Genomic DNA, 25425 nt, shown 5'->3' with positions numbered 1-25425 from the left:
TAGCAAGGACACCCTGAAAAGTAGCTTAAAAAAGTAAAGTATAGAAACGCAGGGGAAACCGGGGAAATCCGCTAACACAGACAAGGTCCTGCGCCTGCATTTTATACGGTTTCAGCACAGAAGTAACCTACCGGGAATGGCTTTGTTTTGTGCCTGCCGGATATTTCTTTTTTTACCCGGCCGGAGTGGGCTTAACTCGGGCAGCGATGGCTGGAAAAACAGCCTGTGTTCCGGTATCAAAGACCTTGCAACTGTACGCAGCACTGCGGTATGGGATGCCCGAAAAAAATACTGCGGGGGCATTAAACCATGTTAAACTTCCGAAGTCTATACCCTTGCGCATGTTTGATAACTCGTTTGGGACGCATCCTTGTTTCTGCACCACCTGTCTACCCACTTTTCGCTCCCAGGCATAACCGCCAAACCTACGCGCAGCCATACCATTTCTTCTTAAAAAACTTCGATGAAAAAAATTCTCCTCTCTCTGGCGCTGCTGTTTGCTTCGGTGCAGGCCCATGCACAAAGCGCCACCGTTTTGGGCACGGTGAAAAGCACCACCGACGCCACTGTGCTGCCAGGTGCAACCGTATTGCTCGAAAATGCGGCCGGAACTTCTACCGCCACCGTCACAGACGCCGAGGGCGTGTTTCGGTTCGAGCGCGTATCTCCCGGCCAGTATACCCTTCGCGTGAACTACCTTGGCTTCAAGAGCTTTTCGCGCGCAATTAAGCCGGAAGGGCGGCGTATGGATGTTGGGGAAGTGATGCTGCAGGAAGAAACGACCACCATCAAGGAGGTGCAGGTAGTGGGCCGCGCCCCCTTGGGCGAGATGAAGGGCGACACGGTACAGTTCAATGCCAAGGCCCTGAAGACAAACCCCGACGCAAGCGCCGAGGACATGATCCAGAAAGTGCCCGGCGTCACGATCCAGAACGGCACGGTGCAGGCTCAGGGCGAGGACGTGAAGCAGGTGCTGGTAGACGGCAAGCGCTTTTTCGGCCAGGACGCCAGCACCGCGCTGCGCAACCTCCCCGCCGAAATAATTGAGAGCATCCAGGTGTTTGATAAAAAAAGCGACCAGGCGGAGATGAGTGGCGTGGATGACGGGAACCGCGAGAAAACCATCAACATCGTGACCCGCAAAGACCGCCGCCAGGGCCAGATGGGCAAGGCCTCCGCCGGGTATGGCACCGACGACCGCTACATGGTGGGCGCCAGCGTCAACTTCTTCAACAACGACCAGCGCATCACCGTCACGGGACTGAGCAACAACATCAACCTCTTCGACTTTTCGGTGGGCGAGACGCCGGGTGGCGGCATGCGCGGCCGACGGGGCTGGGGAGGCGGCAGCCCCAACGGCATTATCTCCACCAATACCCTGAGCCTGAACTACAGCGATGTATGGAAAGAGAAGATGGAGGTCAGCGGCAATTATACCTTCAACGGCAGGGAGATCGTGAACAACCAGTTCCGGTTTCAGGACTACATCTCCCCCCAGGACTCCGGGCGGGTATACACAGAAGACCGCCTGAACACCAACAAGGAAAACAACCACCGGTTTAACGCCCGCTTCGAGTATCAAATAAACGAGCGAAACAAGCTGCTGATCACCCCGAGCCTGACCGTGCAGGGCAGCGGAAACCTGTCGGAGGTGATGGGCCAGATCTTCAACGACAATGGCCCCGTGACCACAACCACCAACACCACGGACAGAGACGGCAACGAGTTTGACCTGCAAAACCGTATCTTTTTCTCGCACCGCTTAGAGAAGGCCGGGCGCATGTTCTCTGCCCGGCTAAACACCTCGTACGGCACCGACCAGGAAAACCGCTATTTGAACGCAAGGGAAGTATATTTCCGTGAGGACAAAGACTCCACCACAAACCAGTACACCAACCTCGACCGAAAAGGCTTCAGCTGGTCGGGCAACCTGAGTTATACCGAGCCGCTGAGCGAGAATGCCCGGTTGCAGTTTGAGTACAACATGGGCAACAAGCGCAACGACGCTGACCGCCGGACATACAACCGCGAGGAGCAGACGATGGAGTACACGCGGCTGGACACCCGCTTCAGCAACGTGTTTGAGAGCAAGTACCTGACGCAGAGCGGTGGGCTGGGGTATAACTATAATAAAGAAGCCATACGGTTGCAGCTGTATGCCAGCTACCAGTATGCTACGCTGGAAAGCAAGCAGGAATACCCGAAAAGCTACGACATCAACCGGTCGTTTACCAGTGTGCTCCCCTCGGCGGAACTGGAGTATAAAATAGACAAGACGACAAACCTGAGCCTGAACTACAACAGCAGCACCAACGCCCCTTCCGTAGGCCAGCTGCAGAACGTGGTGAACAACACTAACCCGCTAAAGCTCAGCACCGGCAACGCCAGCCTGGGCCAGGATTACCAGAACCGGTTGTCTGTGCGCTACCGCAACTTCAACCCCGAGAACAACCACATGTTTTTTGCAGGCCTCTTCAGCACCTTTACCCAGGACTATATAGGCTCCAGCACCATGATCAACCGCACCGGGGCCCCGATTGCCATTGAAAACGGGCTGGAACTGCGGGAAGGTGCCCAACTGACGCGCCCCGTTAACCTGGACGGTTACTGGAACGTCCGCTCGTTTTTCAACTACGGCCAGCCGGTCAACTTCATCAGCTCCAATATAAACGCAGGCGGCTCCATCGGCTATTCCCGCGTTCCCGGCCTGATCAACGATGAGATGAACTACGCCAACAACACGGACTTTGGGGTGCGCCTCACGCTCAGCAGCAACATCAGCGAGAACGTGGATTTCACGGTATCGACCAACTCCTCCTACAACATCATCAAAAACACACTGCAGACCACCAGAAACAATAACTATTTCAGCCAGAGAACCAACCTGCGCTACAACTGGATTTTCTGGAAAGGGATGGTGTACCGTACCGAGCTCAGCCACCAGCTGAACTCCGGCCTGAACCAGGGGCTCGACAACAACTACCTGCTCTGGAACATGAGCCTCAGCAAGAAGGTGTTCAACAACCAGAAAGGGGAAGTGAGCCTGAGCGTGAACGACTTGCTGAAGCAGAACGTGAGCGTGCAGCGCAACGTGAGCGACTTCTACGTGGAGGATGTGCAGTCGAGCGTGCTGCAGCGCTATTTCATGCTGACCTTCACCTACAACATCCGCAACTATACCGGCCCGGCACCTGCCGAGGAAAACGGCAGGCGGCGCGGGGACGGCCCGCGCCGCGACTAAGCACAAAGGCACAGCCATTTCTGCGCAACAGCCCGGCAGCTCCTGTCGGGCTGTTGCGTTTTATACCTCCGGACCAGTGCCCTCACCCAACGGAAAACTAACGAAACCACTGCTTCAACTTACTGAAGGTAAGGGCATGCTCCTCAGTTCCCTCAGTGCCCAGAAGGTAAGCCCAGGCGCGCATCGACTCGCTGTGGTCGCAGTATACCTTGAACATCCCCAGCAGCGGGACGGCCACGAACATGCCGGGCAGGCCCCAGAGCATACCACCCACAATAATGCTCAGGATCGTGAACATGGGGTTGATGCTTACCTTGCTCCCCGTGATGTTGGGCGTGAGGATGTTGTTCTCGGTGAATTGCACCAGCAGAAAGAGCAGCAGCACCCAGAAGGCTTTTTGCGGCGACCCCTGCACCAGCAAGGCATACAAGAGCGGTATAGCTCCGCCGATGAGGGTGCCAAAATACGGGATGAAGTTCATCAGGGCCGAGAGCACCCCCAGCATGATGGCATACTGCAGGCCGATCAGCAACAGCCCCACCGAGTTGATGACGCAGAGCACCAGGATAACGAGCACCACCCCGCTCATGTAGCGCCTGGTCACGTGCGAGATTTCCGCAATGATTTTGCTGGTCCTGGCATGCGCTTGCGCCGGCAGCTGCCTGTACACCACGTTTTCGAATTTGTTGCGGTAAAACAGCATCAGGAAAATGTATACCGGCATCAGGCCAAACTTGGTGATGGTGTTGGTCATGCCCAGCAGCAAATCTGCCAGAAAGCCCCCGCTGAGCTCAAAGGCGTTTTTCACCTGATGGCGCAGCCATTGCTCGTCTTCCAGGTTATTGTTGCCGAGGGCCTGATCAATGGTGTGCTGCAACCGGTCAATGTTTCCCAGCGCCTGCTTTTGCAACGCCGGGAAATCCCGCAGAAAAACCGAGAGTTGGGTATAAAGCAGCACCACCAGCCCAACAAAGACAGCCATACCGGCCAGGATAGTCACGAGGTTGGCGAAAATGCGGGGCATCCCCCACGCCTCCAGCCGCTTCACGACAGGGTATAGCAGATATGAGAACAGAAGCGCCATAAAAATCGGGTACAGGAAATTACGCGCCTCCACCAGCACGTATACCAGCAGCACCCCGCACAGCAGCAGGTACGTCAGCGACTTCAGCCGATTCTTACGTTTGCCCATACCCCTCATACCGGAACCGACGCGGCTTTAGTTGTTCTTTTTTGAGGGTTGGAGGTATAATCCCGGCCATCGTCTGCAGTGGCTTTCGCCCGGCACACGGTCATGCGGATTGGTTTGCGTACCTTTGTGTTTTATACCATGCGCCATGACATCTTTCGAAGACCTGAAGCTAAAGACCGAGCTGCTGCAAAGCCTGCAGGAACGCCAATTCACCACCCCCACCCCCATTCAGGCCAGCGCCATACCCCTGCTGTTGCAAGGGCGGGATGTGGCCGGGCAAGCCGAGACGGGCAGCGGCAAAACAGCGGCCTTTGGGCTGCCCCTGCTGCACAGCATTAACACCGACCTGCAACAGGTGCAGGCGCTGGTGCTGGTACCCACCCGGGAGCTTGCGGTGCAGGTACGGCAGGAGTTGAAGCAGCTGGGAAAAAACCTGGCGAACCTGAAGATCAGCGCCTTTTACGGGGGGCACGCCTTCTCACAGGAGCGTGCGTCGCTGGCGCACCCTCCTCAGGTGCTGGTGGCCACGCCGGGCCGCTTCACCGACCACCTTAGCCGCAGAACATTAGATTTAAGTGCCGTCCGCCATCTGGTTTTGGATGAGGCAGATAAGCTGCTGGAGATGGGCTTCGCCGAGGAGATAGATCAGGCCGTGGCCGCCTTGCCCGCCAACCGGCAAACAATCCTTTTCTCTGCCACCATGGACGAAAAGGTGAAAGAGCTGATCGCTGACTCGCTGCAAAACCCGCAGTTTGTGAAGGCCACAGCCACTACCATACCGGATCAGGTGAAACTGGTGGGTATAAAAGTAGAGCACACGCAGCGCCAGGAAGTGGTCGTGCAGCTGCTGCAGAGCATCCGGGCGGCGGGCACGGTGGTGTTTGTGAATACCCGGGTCGATGCCGACGAACAAACCGCGTTGCTGCAGGTGCAGGGGCTGGTGGCGAAAGCGCTGCACGGGGGTATGGAGCAGCCCGACCGCGACAAAGCCATGACACTGTTCCGCAATGGCACCACGCAGATACTGGTGGCCACCGACCTGGCGGCACGCGGCCTCGATATCGCCGCGCTTCAGAACATTGTGCACTACGAGCTGCCGATTAACGCGGATGCTTACCTGCACCGCAGCGGGCGCACAGGCCGTGCAGGTAGGAGCGGCACCGTCTATACCCTGGCCACTTCCCGCGACGAGCAGAAACTGCAGGAATGGAACCTGCTGGAGATGGACGAGTGGCTGAATCTAAGTACGCTTCAGAAGTCGGCCGCCACTAAACCGACCTCGCAAGCCGCCGCGTTTGCCACGCTGCACATCAGCGGCGGGCGAAAGGATAAACTCAGCCCAAAGGATATCGTGGGGGCGCTGATTGCGGAGGCTGGGCTGCAGGCAAACGAGGTCGGCAAAATTGAGGTGCAGGACCGGCAAAGTTTTGTAGCGGTGCCAGCCACTGCCGTTAACGCCATCATCGAACGCCTCAACAACGGCAAAATAAAAGGACGCAAATATAGGATAAGCCCCGTGCGTTAAAACCCCAAATATGTAATTATAAATCAGATATTTGAATCCATTTTGTAAACAATTGCATGAAGACTTACCACATCGGATAATAGACTTTGGATTGCAATTGCAGCAGCGGCAGTAGGATGCCCGGATGGCAAGAATTACGCGGCAGCTATTTTGCATTTTTACAGACTGCACCCTTCCCGTTTTTTGTAATGGCCCCAAACCGTTAATTTGCACTTGATATTATACCCCCTACTCACATGAAAAAAATTTCGCTTCTGGCCGTCCTTCTGGTGGCTTGCAGTGCCCTCTCCTATGGCTGGGGCTTCTTTGGCCACAAGCTGATCCACCAATTGGCGATCTATAACCTGCCCAAGCAGTTGCAGGGCTTTTACTTCAAGCATCAGGATTACATCATCTCGAAATCAGTGCGCCCTGACGAGCGGCGCAACGACGACCCAACCGAGGCCCCGCGCCACTACATCGACATCGATGTGTATGGCGAAGAGGCGGTGCACACCATGCCCGAGGCCTGGGAGGCCGCTGCCACCCGCTATACCCCCGACACCCTCCTGAAGTATGGCATCGTGCCCTGGCACGTGGTGGTGATGCAGAAGCGCCTGACAAATGCCTTCAGGCAGCAGAACCTGGATAGCATCCTGTACTACTCAGCCGATCTGGGCCATTACATCGCCGATGCCCACGTGCCGCTGCACACTACGGTTAATTACGATGGCCAACTCACCAATCAGAAAGGGCTGCACAGTCTTTGGGAGTCGAAGCTGCCGGAGCAATTTGCCCATACCTATAAGTTGGAGGCCAAGCAGGCACAGCACCTGGCAAACCCCGAAGAAGAGATCTGGAAAGTGGTGCGCCATACCTATTCCCTTACCCCGCAGACGCTTGCTGATGAGCAGGAAGCCAGCAAGGGCTTCACAACTGCCACCAAGTTCGACGAGGTGGAGCGCTACGGCAAAATGCGGCAATATTACTCCGACGCTTTCGCGAAAGCCTATCAGGAAAGGCTGGGCCCGATGGTAGAACAGCAAATGAGCGCGGCGGCACAGGAAGTCGCAAATTTCTGGTATACCGCCTGGGTAGACGGCGGCAAGCCCGACATGGAAAAACTGATGTATGAAAAACTCACCAAAACTGAAAAGAAACAGCTGAAGCAGGAAAAGAAAGCCTTCAGAAAAGGAAAGCTGTTTGATAAGAACCTGATAGTTGCCGCGCAAGCAACAGAATAGACATTCCGCTTAACCCGGATAGAGCTATACGGCTATACTTGCGAGGGCAGGTATAGCCGTTTTTGTTTGGATTGAAATAACCCCGACGCCGAAACTTGCTCGTACCCGAAGGCTAATTTGGTTAGCAAACAGTAGCCAGTATCTACTAAAAGTTTATACCTTTACCCTATGGAGATCTTGATAGGTATAGCGGCTTTTCTGGCTGGGTTGGTAGTGGCCTATCTGGCCCAAAGGGGAAAGATGAGCGCGTTGCAGCAAACCGCAAACCAGGCGGCAGTGGCACTTGGCGTGGTGGAGGGGCAGGCGAAGGAAAAGGCCGGTGAGCTGGAGCAACTCAAAATGCTGCTCCGCGATGCCCAGACCGAGACACTGGAGCTGACCAACGCCCTGACGAAAACCGAAACGGATTATGAACACCTGAAAGCCCGCCTGCAGGAACAGGGCAGGGAACTGGAGCAGCTGCGCGAAAAGTTCCTGCAGCAGTTCCAGAGCATCTCCAACCAGGTGCTCATGACCAACGCCGATCACTTCAACAAAGCCTCGTCCGACAACCTGGAGCGCATCCTATCTCCGCTGAAAGAACGTATCAAAGAGTTTGAAGCAAAGGTTGACCTAACCTACGAGAAAAACCTGAAAGACAGCATCTCCCTGAAAGAACAGATCACGCAGCTCGCCGCCCTGAACCAGCAGATGAGCCAGGATGCCCTGAACCTGACCCGTGCCCTGAAAGGCGAGAGCAAAACCCAGGGAAACTGGGGCGAGTACCTGCTGGAGAGCCTGCTCGAAAAATCCGGGTTGCGGAAGGGCATACACTATGAGCGCGAGGAGGTGCGGCAAAACGACGAAAGCAAGGTCTACCGCCCCGACGTGATCGTGCGCCTGCCGGATAGCAAGCACCTCATCATCGACTCCAAGATGTCGCTGGTGGCGTATGAGGCCTACAACAGCTGCGAAGACGAGCTGCAACAGCAAATGTACCTCCGTAGCCACATCAACTCGGTGCGCACGCACTTCTCAGACCTGGGCCGTAAGAGCTATCACCGCCTCGCGGGCATCAACTCCCCCGACTTTGTGCTGATGTTTATCCCCCTGGAGCCTGCCTTTAACCTGGCCGTGCAGCACGACCACGACCTGTTCACCGACGCCTTCGACCGCAACGTCGTGCTCGTGACTACCTCTACCTTGCTGGCCACCCTGCGAACCGTGGCGGGGGTATGGCGCCAGGAAGACCAGAAGCGGAACGTCCTGCGGATTGCCGAGGAAAGCGGGAAACTGTATGACAAGTTCGTGGGCTTTCTGGATGACCTGAAAACGATCGGGAAACACCTCGAAAACAGTCAGACGTCCTACAACGCCGCGATGAACAAGCTCACCGACGGAAAGGGAAACCTTATCCGGCGCGTGGAGATTTTGCGCGAGCTGGGTGCCAAAACAAGCAAGACGATCGACGAAAGCCTGCTGAAGGAAGCCCAGATAACCGAGCTGCCCGGGCATCAGGACTAAAGCCTGCGGCACTTTTTTGTCCGGCTGCGTATCGGTGCGAAGCTGTCTTCGCCACTTTTGCGCTTCCACCGTAAGGTGTAGTATCTTTATAGAAACAACTACTACGCTACATGAAAAAACTACTCCTTTCCGGCCTGTCGGCCGCTATCCTGCTCACGTCGTGCCAAAAAACGGCCACTACCAGCACCACCGCCGCAAGCACGCCGGTGGCAGACGCGCCTTCCAACAAGACGCCGCAGGAACAGGCGGCCGCGTTTCTGACGCAGTACTCCACCACGTACCAAAAACTTTATACCCTCTCAACCGAGGCAGAATGGGCATCCAACATTAAGATTGTGGAAGGCGACTCGACCAACGCCGTGGCTACACGCAAAGCCAACGAGGCACTTGCGGCTTTCACTGGCAGCGCCGAGAACATCCAGCAAGCCAGAGCCCTGCTCGGGCAGAAAGACCAGCTGACGGACCTGCAGGTGAAGCAGCTGGAAGCTGTCCTGTATGCCGGGGCCAACAATCCGCAGACCATACCGGATGTGGTGAAAGCCCGCATCAAGGCCGAGACAGAGCAGACGGAAAAACTCTATGGCTTCGATTACCGCATCTACCAAAAGTCGGTTAGCACCAACGACATCGACAACATCCTCAGGAGTGAGCGGAACGTGAAAAAGCGCCTGGATGCCTGGCAAGCCAGCAAGGAGGTTGGCCCTGGCCTGAAAGATGGGCTGCTGAACCTGCGGCAGCTGCGCAACCAAACCGTGCAAAGCCTCGGCTACGACGATTACTTCACCTACCAGGCCTCTGACTATGGTATGACCAGGGCGGAGATGATGGACCTGATGCAGCAGATTAACGAGGAGCTCCGCCCCCTATACCGCGAGCTGCATACCTACGCCCGCTACGAGCTGGCCAGGCAGTATGGCGTGAAGCAGGTGCCAGACTACCTGCCTGCCCACTGGCTTCCGAACCGCTGGGGCCAGGATTGGAGCGCGATGGTGGAGGTAAAAGGCATGGACCTCGACGCCGCACTGAAGCCGAAGGGTGCCGAATGGGTAGTGCAGCAGAGCGAGCGCTTTTACACAAGCCTGGGCTTCCCGTCGCTGCCGCAGACATTTTACACCAAATCCAGCTTATACCCCCTGCCTGCTGACGCTACGTACAAAAAGAACAACCACGCCTCTGCCTGGCACATGGACCTGGACAAAGACGTGCGCAGCCTGATGAGCGTGGAGCCTAATGCAGAGTGGTATGAGACATCTCACCATGAGCTGGGGCACATCTATTACTACATGACCTATACCAACCCGGATGTGCCTGTGCTGCTCCGTGCGGGTGCCAACCGGGCCTACCACGAGGCAATTGGCTCGCTGATGGGACTGGCGGCGATGCAAAAGCCTTTTCTGGCAGAGCTTAGCCTGGTAGATAAAAACGCGAAGACAGATGAGGTGCAGACACTGCTGAAGGAGGCGCTTAGCTATGTCACCTTTATACCCTTCTCGGCTGGCGTGATGAGCGAATGGGAGCATGATTTTTATGCGAAAAGCCTTCCCGCCGATCAGCTGAACAAGCGCTGGTGGGAGCTGGCTAAAAAGTACCAGGGCATCGTGCCGCCAGCCGAGCGGGGCGAGCAATACCTGGACCCTGCCACCAAAACGCACATAAACGATGATGCGGCGCAGTACTATGACTATGCTCTCTCCTATGTCATCCTCTTCCAGCTACACGACCATATCGCCAAAAACATCCTGCACCAGGACCCACACGCCACCAACTATTACGGCAGCAAGGAGGTCGGGAATTTCCTGCGCGACATCATGTACCCGGGTGCCTCCGCCGATTGGCGGGAAATGCTAAAGGAGAAAACCGGGGAAGAGTTGAGCGCCCGCGCCATGGTGGCATACTTTCAGCCCCTGATGGACTACCTGAAACAGCAGAACAAAGGACGCAAATACACTATCTGATCTCACGCGAAAGCTTACTTGCAAAAAGAGGAGGCCCCGGTTATGCAAACGGGGCCTCCTCTTTTATACCGCATATACTGCAGTCTTTCAATCTGATAGCTGCACCGAGAGCGAGAGCACAGGGTCTTTCTCTGCCATCGTTTTGGGCGCTTGCCTGTAGGTAGCGAAAAACCGCTCCATTCTTTCCATCGTATCCTGCAGCACCTCAACCTCGGGCAGGTACACAATCCGGAAGTGGTCAGGTTTATGCCAGTTAAAGCCACTGCCTTGCACCACAAACACATGCTGCTGCGCCAACAGGTCCAGCACGAACTGCTGGTCGTTATGAATGTCAAATTTCTTTATGTCTACCTTCGGGAACATATAAAATGCTCCCATCGGCTTCACACACGACACACCGGGTATAGCCGTCAGCAGGTCGTAGCAGGCTGCGCGCTGCTGCCCTAGCCTTCCTGTGGGCAACACCAGATCCTGTACGCCTGACCCTCCCTCCAGCGCCACCTGAATAGCGTACTGGGCAGGCACGTTGCTGCACACCCGCAAACTTGCCAGCGTGTTCAGCCCGTCTATATAATCAGCTGCCTTGTGCTTTGCGCCGCTAATCACCATCCAGCCAGCGCGGAACCCCGCTGCCAGGTAATTTTTTGACAAACCGCTCATGGTGATGCAAACGGCAGCGTCCGTCAGGGTAGCCGTCGGGATGTGTACTGTGCCATCATACAGGATTTTATCATAGATCTCATCCGAGAAGATCAGTAGCTCATGCTCTTCGGCCAGCGCCACAATCTGCTGCAGTATTTCTTTGGAGTATACCGCCCCCGTAGGGTTGTTTGGGTTGATGATGACGATCGCCCGTGTCTTCGGGGTGATCTTGCTTTTGATATCCGCGATGTCGGGATTCCAGTCGGAGGCTTCGTCGCAGAGGTAATGCACAGCCTTGCCCCCCGAGAAGTTCACGGCTGCGGTCCAGAGCGGATAGTCCGGGGAAGGCACCAGCATCTCGTCGCCGGGGTTCAGCAAAGCCTGCACCGACTGCATGATCAGCTCGCTGAGGCCGTTGCCCAGAAAAATATCGTCTACGCCAACGTTGTGTATACCTGCCTTTAGGTAATACGCCTTTACGGCTTCGCGGGCGCTCAAAAGTCCTTTATGATCAGAATAGCCCTGGGCGATGCCCAAATTCTCGATAATGTGCTGCAATACCGCTGGCGGTGCGTTAAAGCCAAAAGGGGCCGGGTTGCCGATGTTCAGTTTGGTAACCGAGTGCCCTTGTAACTCAAGCTCTTTCGACTTCTCATACACTGGCCCACGCAGTTCGTAAGAAACATTGTGGAGCCTATCGCTTCGTTTGATCATACGCTATTAAATTGACTACTGTAACATTGCCGCAGCACCTTTTTCAAGTTTCCACGGAAAGCCTGAATATATTACAAAATTGATAAAGATAAAAATCCCCGATTGCTGGTTTTATAACCAACTTCTGCATAGAAAGATTTTTCAGCTTTGGAATCAACTGTACATCCCATACCTGGACCCGCAACGCCAGAGACAGAGCAGGCGCTCAGGATTTAGTGAATGGGGTAAAAACAAAAAGGGCCTAGCAATCTGCTAAGCCCTCTTTCTCTATATGTGAAAGTAAATTACTTTACTTTGTCAACAATCGTTTTGAAAGCTTCCGGGTGGTTCATTGCCAGGTCGGCAAGCACCTTGCGGTTCAGGTCGATGTTCGCCTTCTTCAGGGCACCCATCAAGACAGAGTAAGACAAGCCGTGCTGACGGGCACCTGCGTTGATACGCTGGATCCATAGCGCTCTGAAGTCTCTCTTCTTCGCTTTTCTGTCGCGGTAGGCATAGCCTAAACCTTTTTCAACTGCGTTTTTCGCAACTGTCCAAACGTTCTTGCGACGGCCAAAGTAACCTTTGGCCATTTTCATTATTTTCTTTCTTCTGTGTCGTGCTGCTACGACATTGACCGATCTAGGCATTTCTTTTGAGTTTTAGCGGCTGGTGGGTATAAATCCTTTAAAAACCAGACACTGGGTTCGTACTAATTAGTAACCTGAAATAATTAAATGTTCAGCATTGCCTTCACTCTGTCAGTGTCAGCAGAGCTAACAAGACCGATGTGCGTGAGGTTGCGCTTCTGCTTGGTGGTTTTCTTGGTCAGGATGTGGCTTTTGTAAGCGTGCTTGCGCTTAATTTTGCCAGTACCTGTCAAAGAAAAACGCTTCTTTGCACCAGATTTAGTTTTTACTTTTGGCATGGTTATATAATTGATTTAAAAAATTACTTCTTGGCCGGTGGTGCCACCTTCGGCGAAAGGATCAGGAACATCCGTTTTCCCTCCAGCTTCGGCAACTGCTCTACTTTGGCTACCTCTTCCAGGGCCTGTGCAAATTTAAGCAGCAGAATCTCGCCCCTTTCTTTAAACACAATGGATCGTCCCACAAAGTGAACATAAGACTTCACTTTGAAACCGCTTTCCAGAAAGCCTTTCGCGTGCTTCAACTTGAACTCGAAATCGTGGTCGTCGGTGTTCGGGCCAAAGCGGATCTCTTTGATCACCACTTTCTGGGCCTTCGCCTTCATCTCACGCGTCTTCTTCTTCTGCTCGTACTTAAACTTAGAGTAGTCGATGATGCGGCATACGGGAGGATTGGCAGTGGGCGAAATCTCAACCAGGTCAAGATTCTGCTCATTTGCCATGCGCTGGGCGTCTCGCGTCGAGAACACACCCTGCTCTACATTGTCTCCAACCACCCGGACTTCTCTGGCAGTTATTTTCTCGTTGACTTTGTATGGCTCCTCCACTTTACCTCGTGGGATGTAGCGCCTATTTTGAGTAGCTATAGTATTACCTCCTTAAGTTAGTTATTACAATCAGGGTGCGAATATCGCAATTATTATATCAAAAAGAAAATTACTTTCTTTATTTGTTCAATACATCGGCAACTTTGCCCTGGAAGAAACTGATGAACTCGTCCACCGTCATGGTGCCGATATCGCCTTCGCCGTGCCTGCGCACCGACACGGAGCCGCTTTCCTGCTCTTTCTCTCCCACGATCAGCATGTAAGATACTTTTCGAACCTCGGCATCCCGTATTTTGCGGCCGATTTTCTCGTCGCGGTTATCTACGAAGCCACGGATATCCTCCAACTGCAGCCGGTCATATACCTCCTGCGCAAAGTCCTGGTATTTCTCAGAGATGGGCAGGATGGCAAACTGCTCAGGGCTCAACCACAGCGGGAAATTGCCGCCGCAGTGCTCGATCAGCACCGCCACAAAACGCTCCAGCGAGCCAAATGGGGCACGGTGGATCATGACTGGTCGGTGCTTCTGGTTGTCGGCGCCAATGTACTCCAGCTGGAAGCGCTCCGGTAACTGATAATCCACCTGAATGGTTCCCAGCTGCCACTTGCGACCCAGGGCGTCTTTCACCATGAAGTCAAGCTTAGGTCCGTAGAACGCAGCCTCTCCCAGTTCGGTTACAGTTTGCAGGCCTTTCTCTGCGGCGGCCTCGATAATCGCGGTCTCCGCTTTTTCCCAGGCCTCATCGCCCCCGATGTACTTTTGCTTGTTCTCCGGGTCGCGGAGAGAGATCTGGGCGGTATAATCCTCAAAGCCCAGGGCCTTGAACACGTACAGCACCAGGTCAATCACCTTGATGAACTCATCCTTCACCTGATCGGGACGGCAGAAGATGTGGGCATCGTCCTGGGTAAAGCCGCGCACGCGTGTCAGGCCGTGCAGCTCCCCACTCTGCTCATACCGGTATACCGTGCCGAACTCGGCATAACGCACCGGAAGCTCTTTGTAGGAGCGCGGGCGCACTTTGTATATCTCGCAGTGGTGCGGGCAGTTCATGGGCTTCAGGAAGAACTCCTCCCCCTCGTTTGGCGTCTTGATGGGCTGGAACGAATCGGCCCCGTATTTTTCGTAGTGCCCGGATGTCACGTAGAGTTCTTTGCTTCCAATGTGCGGGGTGATCACTGGCTGGTAGCCGGCGCGCATCTGGGCCTTGCGCATAAACTGCTCGAGGCGCTCGCGCAACAGCGTGCCCTTGGGCAACCACAGCGGCAAGCCCATACCCACTTTCTCGGAGAAGGCGAACAATTCCATTTCTTTACCCAGCTTGCGGTGGTCGCGCTTTTTGGCTTCCTCCAACCGCTCCAGGTACTCCGTCAGCTCTTTCTGCTTCGGGAAGGTAATGCCGTAAATTCGGGTCAACTGCTTCTTCGACTCGTCGCCGCGCCAGTAGGCACCCGCCACGTTCATCAGCTTTGCAGCTTTGATGAATGAAGTGTTCGGCAGATGGGGTCCGCGGCAGAGGTCCACAAACTTGCCCTGCTCATAAAAGGTGATGGTGCCGTCCTCCAGGTCCTTGATCAGGTCCAGCTTGTACTCGTCCCCTTTCTCGGTAAAGTAGGCAATAGCCTCCTCCTTGGACACCTCGCGACGGGTAAACTCGTTTTTGGCGCGGGCCAGCTCCAGCATTTTTTGCTCTACCTTCGGGAAGTCATCCTGTGAGAAAGTGCGGTCCCCGAGGTCGATATCATAATAAAAGCCGTTCTCCACCGGTGGGCCAATGCCGAATTTCACGCCAGGGTACAGTTCTTCCAGGGCTTCTGCCAACAAGTGCGCAGAAGAGTGCCAGAAGGCAGACTTGCCCAGCTCATCGTTCCAGGTAAGCAGCTGCACCCGCGCGTCTTCTTGTATCGGCCGGGACAAGTCCCAAACCGTGTCGTTTACTTTTGCGGCGAGTACGTTGCGTGCCAGCCCCTCGCTGATGCTTTGCGCTATTTCCAGGCTTGTGACGCCTTGTTCGTACTGACGTACAGAGCCGTCAGGCAGTGTGATATTAATCATGTTTTCTACTGTTCTGTCTGTGCCTGCCGCACTACTGTGCTGTCAGGCATTGGTTTAGCAATTTTATTCCTGAGCCGGTAGATGGCTTGATTTGCATAGGTATAACTCGGGGCCACCTGCAGCAATCGCTGGTATGTGGCCAGCGCGGCCCGGTTCTGCCCTGTGCGCTCGTAGGCATTTGCCAGCGTGCTCAGGTACTTTGGATGGGCGCCATACGCCGGTGCGGCTTTCTGCAAATGCTCCAGTGCAACGTCGTTCTGCCCCAATGCATACTGCCTAAGCCCCAGCCAGTAATGTGCCCCGGCGATGGTATCGGCGAAGGATACTGCCCGCTCATATGCCTGCAGCGCGCTGTCCTGCTTTTGCTCGGCCTGAAGCACGGTGCCCTTGTAAAACCAGAGCAGCCCATCCTGTGGAGCAGCCTTTTGCGCACTGGCAATCAACTGTTTCGCCTCCTCGTATTCGTGTCGGTTCACGAGCAGTCCGCCCAGTTCCCGCTGTGCCTCCATAAACTTCGGAGCCTGCTGCAGTGCGAGCCGGTAATTTTTCAATGCCCGGGCGGTATCGCCTGTTGCTGTGGCTATGCGCCCTTTGTAGTAAAAAGCAAATTCGTCGGTCGGGGCCAGTTCGTGCGCCTTGGTCATGTACATGCGGGACTGCTCATACTGCTTGCGCTGCAGGTATAACTCCCCGAGCAGCACATACAGCGACGCGCTTTGGTATGAGTTGCGCTCGGCAAGAAGCGCCAGTGGCAGGGCCTCATCCGGCTTGCCCAGCGCCCGCAGCACCTGTGCTTTCACAAAAAGGCTAGAGGGCTCGTTCTGTGTCAGCCGCACGGCCTCGTCCGCGTCTTCGAGGGCCTGCGGCAGTTGGCCTTTGCGCAGCAGCACCAGGGCTCTGCGCGCGTATAAACTGCCATCTTTCCCGCTTTGCCCGATGGCAACTGTAAGGTGACTGAGCTGGGCCTCCGGATCATTTTTCACCTGCTGCAGGTCCACCATTTGTTCACGGTTTCCTTCTTCAGGGGAGCACGCGGCAAGAAGAACACACACATACAGGAAAATGAATCGGGATACTCGCAGCACCATGCACGGCTATATTTACTATTTACAGGGCAAACCCTAGCGCTAAATTAAGACATTTTACCTAAAAGCCACCACCCCTGTGCGACTAGCTTTAAAACAAAAAGCCTGCAACCGTGGCGGGAGCAGGCTTCAGGTGAGTTTATCCTGACTTACGATTTATGCTGCTGTTGCAGCATGATTTTGCAGCGCCTGCTCAGTTCCAGTTCTTCTTTCGTCTCGTACCGAAGCGCTATCGCTTTCTCCAGCACGCTTTTACAGGCGACGGTGTCCTTCATTTCGGCGTAGACACTGGCCAGGTCATAATAGTAACGGATGTTGGTGGGGGAATAAGCGATAGCTCTCTCAAGCGCGTAGGCTGCCTCTTCATTTGTTGCATTGTCGCTGATGCCGCCGAAAAGCATTTTTGAGGCGAGTTTCTCTGCAAAGTTCAGGTTAGCCATTTTGAAGTACCAGCGCCCCAGGATGTGCCAGGCCCCGGCGTGGCTGCTGTCGCAGGCGAGGGCAGCATCAATATACCCTTTTATCTGGTTGATCTCCGCCAGTCGCTGTCGCGGCCCTTCCACCATGGCCTGGCAGCCTATGGATAGCCCCATCACAAAATTAGATTCCGCGTCTGTGGGGTTTAGTGCATACGCCTGCTCAGCCAACTGCCTTGCCTTCAGGAAATGATTGATCTTAGAAGTTTCGTCGCCGAACCGGTCTCCGATTCGGCAATGCAGATAGCTGGCTTTGCACAGGGCCTCGTAGTTTTCGGGGGCCACGGCCAATACCTGCTCATACACCTGTAGGGCTTCACTGTCTTTGTAATTGACCAGTAACTCTTTTGCCTGCTGCAACAATTGCTCATACCCTGCTGCCGGTTCGCCCGCTGCCATAGCGGCAGGCGAACCGGCACAGAGTAAGAAAGCACAAACAAAAGCCTTACAAAGTCTTTTCATATATAAACACTAATTCCGAATTTACAGAAATCCAAAGACTAATACAAGGGGCACTTCCCGAAGGTTAAAAAATATCCAACTGCTTCCTCCGCTTCAGCGCTTCCTTCGCTGCATCATCTGCTTCTATTATTACGTCATCATTTTCAACAGGTTGGGAGCTGCTCAGCTTCGCGGCTTCGTCGGCCATTTCCTTCAGGGCGCTCGGCACGGTTACGGGTCCTTTTCTGGATGCGGCTTTCTTCGCTTTCGCTTTGTCGTCCTCCGGCTGCTCTACTTGCTCCATCTTTGGCAGGGCCACGTCCAGCACTTTGTAATACGTGAGTTTGTTGCCCAGCGCCTTCCAGCCCTTCACATCTATAAACTCGCTCAGCAACAGTTTCTCCGTCTCTTTCTCGCTGCGCCGGTCGCGTTTGAAAGTGATACTGGCCAATGGCTCCGGATGCGAGGACACCGCCTCGAGCCGCGACCCCTTGGTTTCAGGTATAAAGGCAAAGCGCTTGCCGATGGTTGAGGTTTCTACCTTAAAGCGCTTCACATAGTATGTCTTGTTCTCTCCTTCGTAATATATGGCCGAGAGCACCAACTCCGGATCGTATTTCTGCAGCACCTTGATCTTCTCCACGGTATAATGGTTCGTCAGGTCAAAGGAGGTCAGCTCGTAACTGCCGTCTTCGTAAATCACCAGGATCGTGTCTTCGGTGTTGAAGGAGCCCAGGTAGCGGCCCCGGCCCTCCGTGTTTAAACGGCCGATCACCTCGTCGTAGAAAATCTCGCGCCCTCCCAGTGTAGACTCGCCCAGGCTTTTCTGCACCACTTTCTTCACCGAGTACTTGGTCACGATGTTGCCGTTTGATCCCTTGCCTTTGATCATCAGCTCGGCAAAATCATAGTCCAGCACCTTTACACGCGCGGAGGCTTGCGGAGACAAAGTGATCGTCACCACCTCAGACTCCGAGTTCGGGTTAGCGGTGAGGTAGAGTACCTTCGAGCCTTTGTTGCCTTTGGTCAGGTCATACTCCTTGTCGCGGGTGATGGATTTAACCGAGAAACGCTTGGCATAAGACACCCCGGATTTGCCGTCGAGATAGATCATGTTATACACCATCCGCTCGTCGTTTTTGTTGTACACGCTGGCCAGGAGGATATCTTTGCCCACAAAGGTTTTCTCGGCCACCTTGGTTACCGTGAACTTGCCGTCCTTACGGAACACGATGATATCGTCCATGTCGGAGCAGTCGCACACAAACTCGTCTTTGCGCAAGCTCGTCCCGATAAAGCCGTCCTTGGCGTTCATATATAGCTTCTGGTTGGCGATGGCCACGTTCTGCGCGTTGATCACGTCAAAGGTTTTGAGTTGCGTCTTGCGCTCGCGCCCCTGCCCATACTTCTTCAGGAGTCCCTCAAAATAAGCGATGGCATAGCGGATGAGGTGAGCCAGATGATCGTCCACCTCAGCCATCTCTTCTTCCAGCTTCCGGATATACTCGTCGGCCTTGAAGGCGTCGAATTTGGAGATACGCTTGATCCTGATCTCCGTCAGCCGCACAATGTCCTCCTCCGTCACGACACGGCGCAGGAGTGGCTTAAACGGATCCAGGCCGGTGTCTATGGCGTTCAACACCGCCTCCCACGTTTCGCATTCCTCGATGTCGCGGTAAATGCGGTTCTCGATGAATATTTTCTCCAGCGAAGAATGGTGCCACTTGTCTTCCAGCTCGGCCTTCCGTATCTCCAGTTCCCGCTTCAGCAGGTCCACGGTTTTAAGAGTAGAGATGCGCAGGAGCTCATCCACGCTCAGGAAGTGTGGCTTGTCCTCGATGATGACGCAGGTATTCGGGGAGATGGAAACCTCGCAGTCGGTGAAGGCATACAGCGCGTCGATGGTCAGGTCAGGGGAAACGCCAGTCGGCAGGTGCACCTGGATCTCTACATCGGCGGCCGTGTTGTCGATCACCTTCTTGATCTTGATCTTATTGTTTTCGCTTGCCTTCACGATAGACTCCATCAGGCCGGTGGTGGTGATGCCGTAGGGCACGTCCCGGATGATGAGCATGGTCTTGTCCGCCTTCTCGATGGTGGCGCGCACGCGGAGCTTGCCGCCGCGCATACCTGTGTTGTAGTTGGACGCGTCTACCAGCCCCCCGTTCGGGAAGTCAGGGAGCAGCTGCGTGGTGCGCCCCTTCAGCACGTCGATGGAGCCTTTGATCAGCTCGCGGAAGTTGTGGGGCATGATCTTGGTAGACAGGCCCACGGCGATGCCCTCCACCCCCTGTGCCAACAGCAGCGGGAATTTTACGGGCAGCGTGACCGGCTCATTCTTACGGCCATCGTAGCTTAGCTGCCACTGCGTGGTCTGCGGGTTAAACACCACATCCAGCGCAAATTTGGATAACCTGGCCTCTATATAACGAGGCGCGGCGGCGCTGTCGCCGGTGCGCACATCCCCCCAGTTTCCCTGCGTCTCAATCAACAGGTCCTTTTGGCCGAGGTTCACCATGGCATCGCCGATGGAGGCATCGCCGTGCGGGTGGTACTGCATGGTCTGCCCGATCACGTTAGCCACCTTGTTGAAGCGGCCGTCGTCCATCTCTTTCATCGCGTGCAGGATACGCCGCTGCACGGGCTTCAGGCCGTCTTCGATGGCGGGTACTGCACGCTCCAGAATCACATAGGAGGCATACTCGAGGAACCAGTTCTCATAAAGGCCTGCCACAGGTGTTACGTTATGGATCAGCTCTCCCTCCCCGTCGGTAAAGGTCACTTCCAGCTCGTCTTCGTGATGCGTCTCTTCCTTGTTCAGCTCGTCGTTATGCATATAATTCTTCTACTATGTCTTTCTCAATCTTCAGGTTGTCGATAATAAAACTCTGCCGCTCCGGGGTGTTCTTGCCCATATAGTAACTGAGTATCTTCTGTATCGTGGTATCCTTCTGCAGAATCACGGGCTTCAGCTTGATGTTCTCGCCGATGAACTTGCCGAACTCATCCGGCGAGATCTCGCCCAATCCCTTAAAGCGCGTGATCTCCGGTCGCTTGCCCAGCTTCTGGATCGCCTCCTGCTTTTCCGTTTCGTTGTAGCAGTAGATGGTCTCCTTCTTGTTGCGCACCCGGAAGAGCGGCGTCTCCAGGATGTACACGTGGCCGTTCTTCACGAGGTCGGGGAAAAACTGCAGAAAGAAGGTGAGCAGCAGCAACCGGATGTGCATGCCGTCCACGTCGGCATCGGTGGCCACCACCACGCGGTTGTAGCGCAGGCCATCCAGGCCCTCTTCTATGTTCAGGGCATGCTGCAGCAGGTTAAACTCCTCGTTTTCATACACCACCTTTTTCTTCAGCCCGAAACAGTTCAGCGGCTTGCCCCGCAAGCTGAAAACCGCCTCGGTGTCCACGTTGCGCGATTTGGTGATGGAGCCGCTCGCCGAGTCTCCCTCTGTGATGAAGAGCGTCGACATGAGGTTGCGCTCGTCTTTGTCCTCGTTAAAGTGCAGGCGGCAGTCACGCAGCTTGCGGTTGTGCAGGTTGGCCTTTTTGGCGCGCTGGTTGGCCAGCTTTTTCACGCCCGCCATATCCTTGCGCTCACGCTCGCTCTGCTCGATCCGCTTCCGGAGCGCCTCGGCAGTCGTGACGTTTTTATGGAGATAGTTGTCGAGGTGCTCTTTAATGAAGTCGTTGATAAAGGCGCGCACCGCTGGCCCGTCCGGTCCCATTTCGATGGAGCCCAGCTTGGTTTTAGTCTGCGACTCGAATACCGGCTCCTGCACCCGGATACTGATCGCGCCCACGATGGAGCCCCGGATATCCGCCGCGTCGTAGTCTTTCTTGTAGAAATCGCGCACGGTTTTCACTATCGCCTCCCGGAAAGCAGCCAGGTGCGTGCCGCCCATGGTGGTATACTGGCCGTTCACGAACGAGTAGTACTCCTCTCCATAGTCGTTGCCATGCGTCACGGCCAGCTCAATGTCCTCCCCTTTTAGGTGGATGATCGGGTAGCGCATGCTCTCCTCGTCTGCTTTGTTGCGCAGCAGGTCCAGCAGGCCGTTCTCAGAGTAGTATTTTTTGCCGTTGAAGTTGATGGTGAGCCCCGCGTTGAGGTACACGTAGTTCCACATCTGATTCTCCAGGTAATCGGGGTTGAACTGGAAGTTCTTGAAAACAACCTCGTCGGGCACAAATGTGGTCAGCGTTCCGTTGCGTTGGCTCGTCTCCTGCAGCTCGGCGTCATTGGTCAGCACGCCCTGCTCAAACTCGGCCACTTTCATCTGCCCGTCGCGCACCGACTGCACCCTGAAGTGGCTGGAGAGCGCATTCACGGCCTTGGTGCCCACCCCGTTCAGACCTACAGACTTCTGGAAAGCCTTGCTGTCGTACTTGCCGCCGGTGTTGATCTTGCTCACGCAGTCGATCACCTTGCCCAGCGGAATGCCGCGGCCATAGTCGCGCACCTGCACCTTGTGGTCCGAGATTTTGATCTCGATGGTCTTGCCGTGCCCCATCACATGCTCGTCGATGGAGTTGTCGACCACCTCTTTCACCAATATATAAATACCGTCATCCGCGGATGACCCGTCGCCCAGCTTGCCAATGTACATACCCGGCCGCAACCGGATGTGCTCACGCGGCTCCAGCGACCGTATGCTGTCTTCGTTGTAGTTATTTTGCGCTAACTCTGCCATTCTTTAAGCGTAAGTGTAGTTGTTGTGGTAAAATCAATCGGAAATATAGAAAAATATAAGAGATCGGGCATCATCTTTTGTTCCGGCCAGGCTGCCGCCCAGTGTATTGCCGATGCTTGTGTGCTAAAATGATTAGTCAAATATACTCATTTTTCAGCTTCCTAGCAAGTTTAACCCATATTCCCATACAGAAGTTCACCTATCCCGAACAATACGCCGAATATTTCAGCTAATTTAATTAGCATGTATAAAATGCTTTTTTTAGATACCAAACTGCTACTTTCGCTTTGCAAACACACACGCCTGCGGCGGCTGTCCGTGTTTTGATAAATGTATACCTAGATGGAAATAAAATTACCCAAGTACTTAAAGGCTGTCGTTCTCTTGCTGGGCATTATCCTGCTGGTTTGGCTGCTGCAGCTGTTTAAGTCTATTTTTGTGCCGCTGGCCTTCTCCCTTCTTTTCGCCCTGCTGCTGCTACCCCTTAACCGCGACCTGGAGAAACTCAAGGTGCCCCGGCCGCTTGCCATCATCTTTAGTATTATACTGGTGATGACGGTGCTGGTCCTCGTCATTTGGTTCATCTCCGCGCAACTGATGGGCCTCACCAGCGAGCTGGACACGATCAGCGGAAACATCGGCACGCTGCTGGAGAATGTGCAGGGGTTTCTCTTCGACAAGTTCGGCATACAGCCCAGCAACCGCACAGACCTGATCACGAACATGATCTCGAGCCTGCAGGACATTGCGGGCACCTTCCTGGGAAGCACGATCTCCATGACGACCGGATTGCTGGCCGCCCTGACGGTGGTACCCATCTATGTGTTCTGCCTGCTGTACTACCGCGATCACCTGGAGCAGTTTCTGTTTAAGCTCGTCACTAAAGACCGCCGCGGCAACCTGATCCATACCATCACCAACATCCAGCGGGTGGTGCAGAGCTACCTGTCAGGCCTGATGATCGTGATCGTGATCGTGTCGCTGCTCAACTCGGCGGGGCTGCTGCTGCTGGGCGTGAAATATGCCATTTTCTTTGGGGTGTTCGCCTCCATACTCACCATCATCCCCTACATCGGCATCCTGATCGGCTCGCTGCTCCCCGCCCTGATCACGCTGGCCACCACCGGGCACCTGCTGGACGCTTTCCTGGTGGTGGGCGTTTTTGTGTTTGTGCAGTTTCTGGAGGGCAATTTCATCACGCCCTTTATTGTGGGCTCCAAGGTGAGCATCAACCCGTTTGCGGCGATCCTCGCCTTGCTGACTGGTGGTGAGATCTGGGGTGCGGCAGGCATGGTGATGGCCCTGCCCGTGATTGCCATGCTCAAGGTTATCTTCGACTCATACCCCCCGCTGGAGCCGCTGGGCTTTTTGCTGGCTGACATTGACGACGTGAAACCGCACAAGCGTAAACGAAAGGTAAAGGACTTCTTTATGGAGATAATCAACGGCCTCGGGCACGGCAAGAAAAGCGATGACTGATTTGCGGATGAACCTGAGGAAGTTGCAGCGGGGTATGGCTGTTTTGAAACGGAATGCTAATAAAATTGGTTTACTTTACAGCTTCGGGCGCGTGCCACGGCTATACCATCCATTCAGGCTTAAAAATTTAGCAATTTGTACGCTATCATAGACATTGAGACCACTGGCGGACAGCCCGCGCAGGACAAAATCACCGAAATCGCCATTTTCATTCACGACGGGGAGAAGATCGTGGACAAGTACAACACCCTCATTAACCCGCAGCGGCCTATCCCCTATTTCATCTCACAGCTCACCGGCATCACCGACGAGATGGTGCGGGATGCCCCCAAGTTTTATGAGGTAGCCAAGGAGATCGTCGAGTTTACGGAGGGCAAAGTGTTTGTGGCCCACAACGTGCGCTTCGACTATTCTTTCATGAAGAAGGAGTTTGGCGACCTGGGGTATATGTTCCAGCGGAAGACGCTCTGCACCGTGCGCCTCAGCCGCACCCTTATCCCGGGCTTGCCATCCTACAGCCTGGGCAAGCTCTGCAAAAGCATCGACATCGAGCTGAAGCAGCGCCACCGCGCCATCGGGGATGCCGAGGCAACGGCCGTGTTGTTTGACAAGCTATTGAAAATCAACCGCCCGGTTGTGGACGGCAACATGAACATGGTGGCCGACACTGCCTCATTGGTCATCAAGCAGGAGATCAAGACGTCGCTGCTGCCGCCTAATATTCAGAGAGAACAGGTGGATGCGCTGCCAATGGTGCCTGGGGTATACTATTTCCACAACGAGGCGGGCGAGGTGATCTATGTTGGGAAGAGCATTAACATCAAAAAGCGCATCATTCAGCACTTCAACATCGACTATAAGAGCCGCAAGTCGCTGGATTTCAAGAATAGCATCGCCGATATCACCTACGAGCAGATGGGCAATGAACTGGTGGCCCTCCTCTTTGAGTCGGCGGAGATCAAGCGCATGAAGCCCCAGTACAACCGGCAGCAGCGCCGCTCGGTGTTTAACACCGGCATTTTTGTGTATGAGGACGGAGATGGCTACAAGCGGCTGTCTTTCGGAAAGTTAAACAAGGCCGACAATGTGAGCATGACGCCCATCATCGCCCTGTCTAACCAGTTTAAGGCAAAAGGGTTCCTTTTCCATAAGGTCAGCAAGTTTAACCTTTGCCAGAAGCTCTGCGACCTGTATAAAAGCAATGGGGCCTGTTTCGACTATCAGGTGCACCAGTGCAAGGGCGCCTGCATCGGTATAGAAAGCCCGGAAGAATATAACAAGCGCGTGGATGCCGCCATCGAGTCTTTCACGTTTGAACACAACAGTTTCGTCATCATCGGCAAGGGGCGCGAGCCTGGCGAGAAGTCGGTGGTAGTGGTGGAGCACGGCTCATACCTGGGTTTTGGCTTCGTAGACGAAACTTTCTCCGCCTCTACTCTCGACGATTTTAAAGGGGCCATCAAACGCTACAACGACAACAAAGACGTGCAGCAGCTCATTCGGGGGCACATGCGCAGCAAGCACAAAGACAAGGTGATTGTGTTTGACTGAGCAAGCTTTAGGCGGTTCGGTTTATACCGGCTTGCCACTGACTTTAAAGCGCTCGGTTTTATATGGCTGGCACAGAACGTAGCCTGATCGGGCTTTGAAAACTGTGTAGCCGCTGGCTATACCCTCCAATGTGATTCGGATTCCATTTGTATGCTCCCGAAAGGTTGCTTAATTTATACCTTTGGATTTTGGG

17 protein-coding genes are annotated in these 25425 nt (G+C 54.6%); 7 read left to right on the top strand and 10 right to left on the bottom strand.

Translation table 11 applies throughout. The features are described from left to right. Positions 1–463 precede the first annotated feature (463 nt). Entirely contained in the window at positions 464–3241 is a 2778-nt protein-coding gene (locus MKJ04_RS15540; protein ID WP_241642568.1) for a TonB-dependent receptor, read from the top strand. 97 nt (positions 3242–3338) lie between these two features. Here the strand turns inward: MKJ04_RS15540 and MKJ04_RS15535 are convergent, their stop codons facing one another. After that, on the bottom strand, positions 3339–4433 hold the full coding sequence (locus tag MKJ04_RS15535; RefSeq protein WP_241642567.1) for an AI-2E family transporter: 1095 nt from the start codon (positions 4431–4433) through the stop codon (positions 3339–3341). A 145-nt stretch (positions 4434–4578) separates the two neighbouring features. Here MKJ04_RS15535 and MKJ04_RS15530 point away from each other — a divergent pair, with 145 nt between their 5' ends. The 4 genes from MKJ04_RS15530 (at position 4579) to MKJ04_RS15515 (ending at position 10639) form a co-directional block, all read left to right on the top strand. After that, positions 4579–5958: a DEAD/DEAH box helicase gene (locus tag MKJ04_RS15530; protein WP_241642566.1), complete on the top strand. Its 1380-nt coding sequence runs from the start codon at positions 4579–4581 to the stop codon at positions 5956–5958. A 236-nt stretch (positions 5959–6194) separates the two neighbouring features. Beyond that, positions 6195–7181, top strand: a complete 987-nt coding sequence (locus tag MKJ04_RS15525) for a zinc dependent phospholipase C family protein (protein WP_241642565.1) — start codon at positions 6195–6197, stop codon at positions 7179–7181. A gap of 168 nt (positions 7182–7349) precedes the next feature. Further along, positions 7350–8684 (top strand): DNA recombination protein RmuC, encoded by a 1335-nt coding sequence (gene rmuC, locus MKJ04_RS15520; protein ID WP_241642564.1) that lies wholly within the window; start codon positions 7350–7352, stop codon positions 8682–8684. A 110-nt stretch (positions 8685–8794) separates the two neighbouring features. Then, positions 8795–10639, top strand: a complete 1845-nt coding sequence (locus MKJ04_RS15515; RefSeq protein ID WP_241642563.1) for a M2 family metallopeptidase — start codon at positions 8795–8797, stop codon at positions 10637–10639. A gap of 87 nt (positions 10640–10726) precedes the next feature. On the opposite strand, the gene MKJ04_RS15510 is transcribed toward MKJ04_RS15515, so the two are convergent. The 9 genes from MKJ04_RS15510 to MKJ04_RS15470 form a co-directional block, all read right to left on the bottom strand. Continuing rightward, the gene (locus tag MKJ04_RS15510; RefSeq protein WP_241642562.1) at positions 10727–11995 is read right to left on the bottom strand and encodes a pyridoxal phosphate-dependent aminotransferase; all 1269 of its coding nucleotides are present in this window, start codon (positions 11993–11995) and stop codon (positions 10727–10729) included. 284 nt (positions 11996–12279) lie between these two features. Further along, positions 12280–12624, bottom strand: coding sequence for a 50S ribosomal protein L20 (rplT, locus tag MKJ04_RS15505; protein WP_241642561.1), 345 nt, complete (start codon positions 12622–12624; stop codon positions 12280–12282). Between the two features lie 83 nt (positions 12625–12707). After that, a complete protein-coding gene (rpmI, locus tag MKJ04_RS15500) occupies positions 12708–12902 on the bottom strand; it encodes a 50S ribosomal protein L35 (protein WP_241642560.1) in 195 nt (64 codons plus the stop codon). Positions 12903–12925: 23 nt separating this feature from the next. Next, positions 12926–13450 carry a translation initiation factor IF-3 gene (gene infC, locus MKJ04_RS15495; protein ID WP_241642559.1) on the bottom strand — a complete coding sequence of 175 codons (525 nt, stop codon included), beginning with the start codon at positions 13448–13450 and terminating at the stop codon, positions 12926–12928. 118 nt (positions 13451–13568) lie between these two features. Continuing rightward, entirely contained in the window at positions 13569–15506 is a 1938-nt protein-coding gene (gene thrS / locus MKJ04_RS15490) for a threonine--tRNA ligase (protein ID WP_241642558.1), read from the bottom strand. A 5-nt stretch (positions 15507–15511) separates the two neighbouring features. After that, positions 15512–16507, bottom strand: a complete 996-nt coding sequence (locus tag MKJ04_RS15485) for a tetratricopeptide repeat protein (RefSeq protein ID WP_241642557.1) — start codon at positions 16505–16507, stop codon at positions 15512–15514. A 233-nt stretch (positions 16508–16740) separates the two neighbouring features. Continuing rightward, positions 16741–17529 (bottom strand): hypothetical protein, encoded by a 789-nt coding sequence (locus tag MKJ04_RS15480; RefSeq protein ID WP_241642556.1) that lies wholly within the window; start codon positions 17527–17529, stop codon positions 16741–16743. 64 nt (positions 17530–17593) lie between these two features. Further along, entirely contained in the window at positions 17594–20344 is a 2751-nt protein-coding gene (locus MKJ04_RS15475; protein WP_241642555.1) for a DNA gyrase/topoisomerase IV subunit A, read from the bottom strand. After that, positions 20337–22202 (bottom strand): DNA topoisomerase IV subunit B, encoded by a 1866-nt coding sequence (locus MKJ04_RS15470; RefSeq protein ID WP_241642554.1) that lies wholly within the window; start codon positions 22200–22202, stop codon positions 20337–20339. Before MKJ04_RS15470 ends, MKJ04_RS15475 begins: the two co-directional genes overlap by 8 nt. A 342-nt stretch (positions 22203–22544) precedes the next feature. Here MKJ04_RS15470 and MKJ04_RS15465 point away from each other — a divergent pair, with 342 nt between their 5' ends. After that, positions 22545–23681: an AI-2E family transporter gene (locus MKJ04_RS15465; protein ID WP_241642553.1), complete on the top strand. Its 1137-nt coding sequence runs from the start codon at positions 22545–22547 to the stop codon at positions 23679–23681. A gap of 135 nt (positions 23682–23816) precedes the next feature. After that, a complete protein-coding gene (locus MKJ04_RS15460) occupies positions 23817–25232 on the top strand; it encodes an exonuclease domain-containing protein (protein WP_241642552.1) in 1416 nt (471 codons plus the stop codon). Positions 25233–25425 lie beyond the last annotated feature (193 nt).

The organism is Pontibacter sp. E15-1 (assembly GCF_022601975.1).
Lineage (GTDB): Bacteria > Bacteroidota > Bacteroidia > Cytophagales > Hymenobacteraceae > Pontibacter.
The sequence above is the reverse complement of the archived record's forward strand: the minus strand, read 5'-3'. Positions and strand labels throughout refer to the sequence as shown.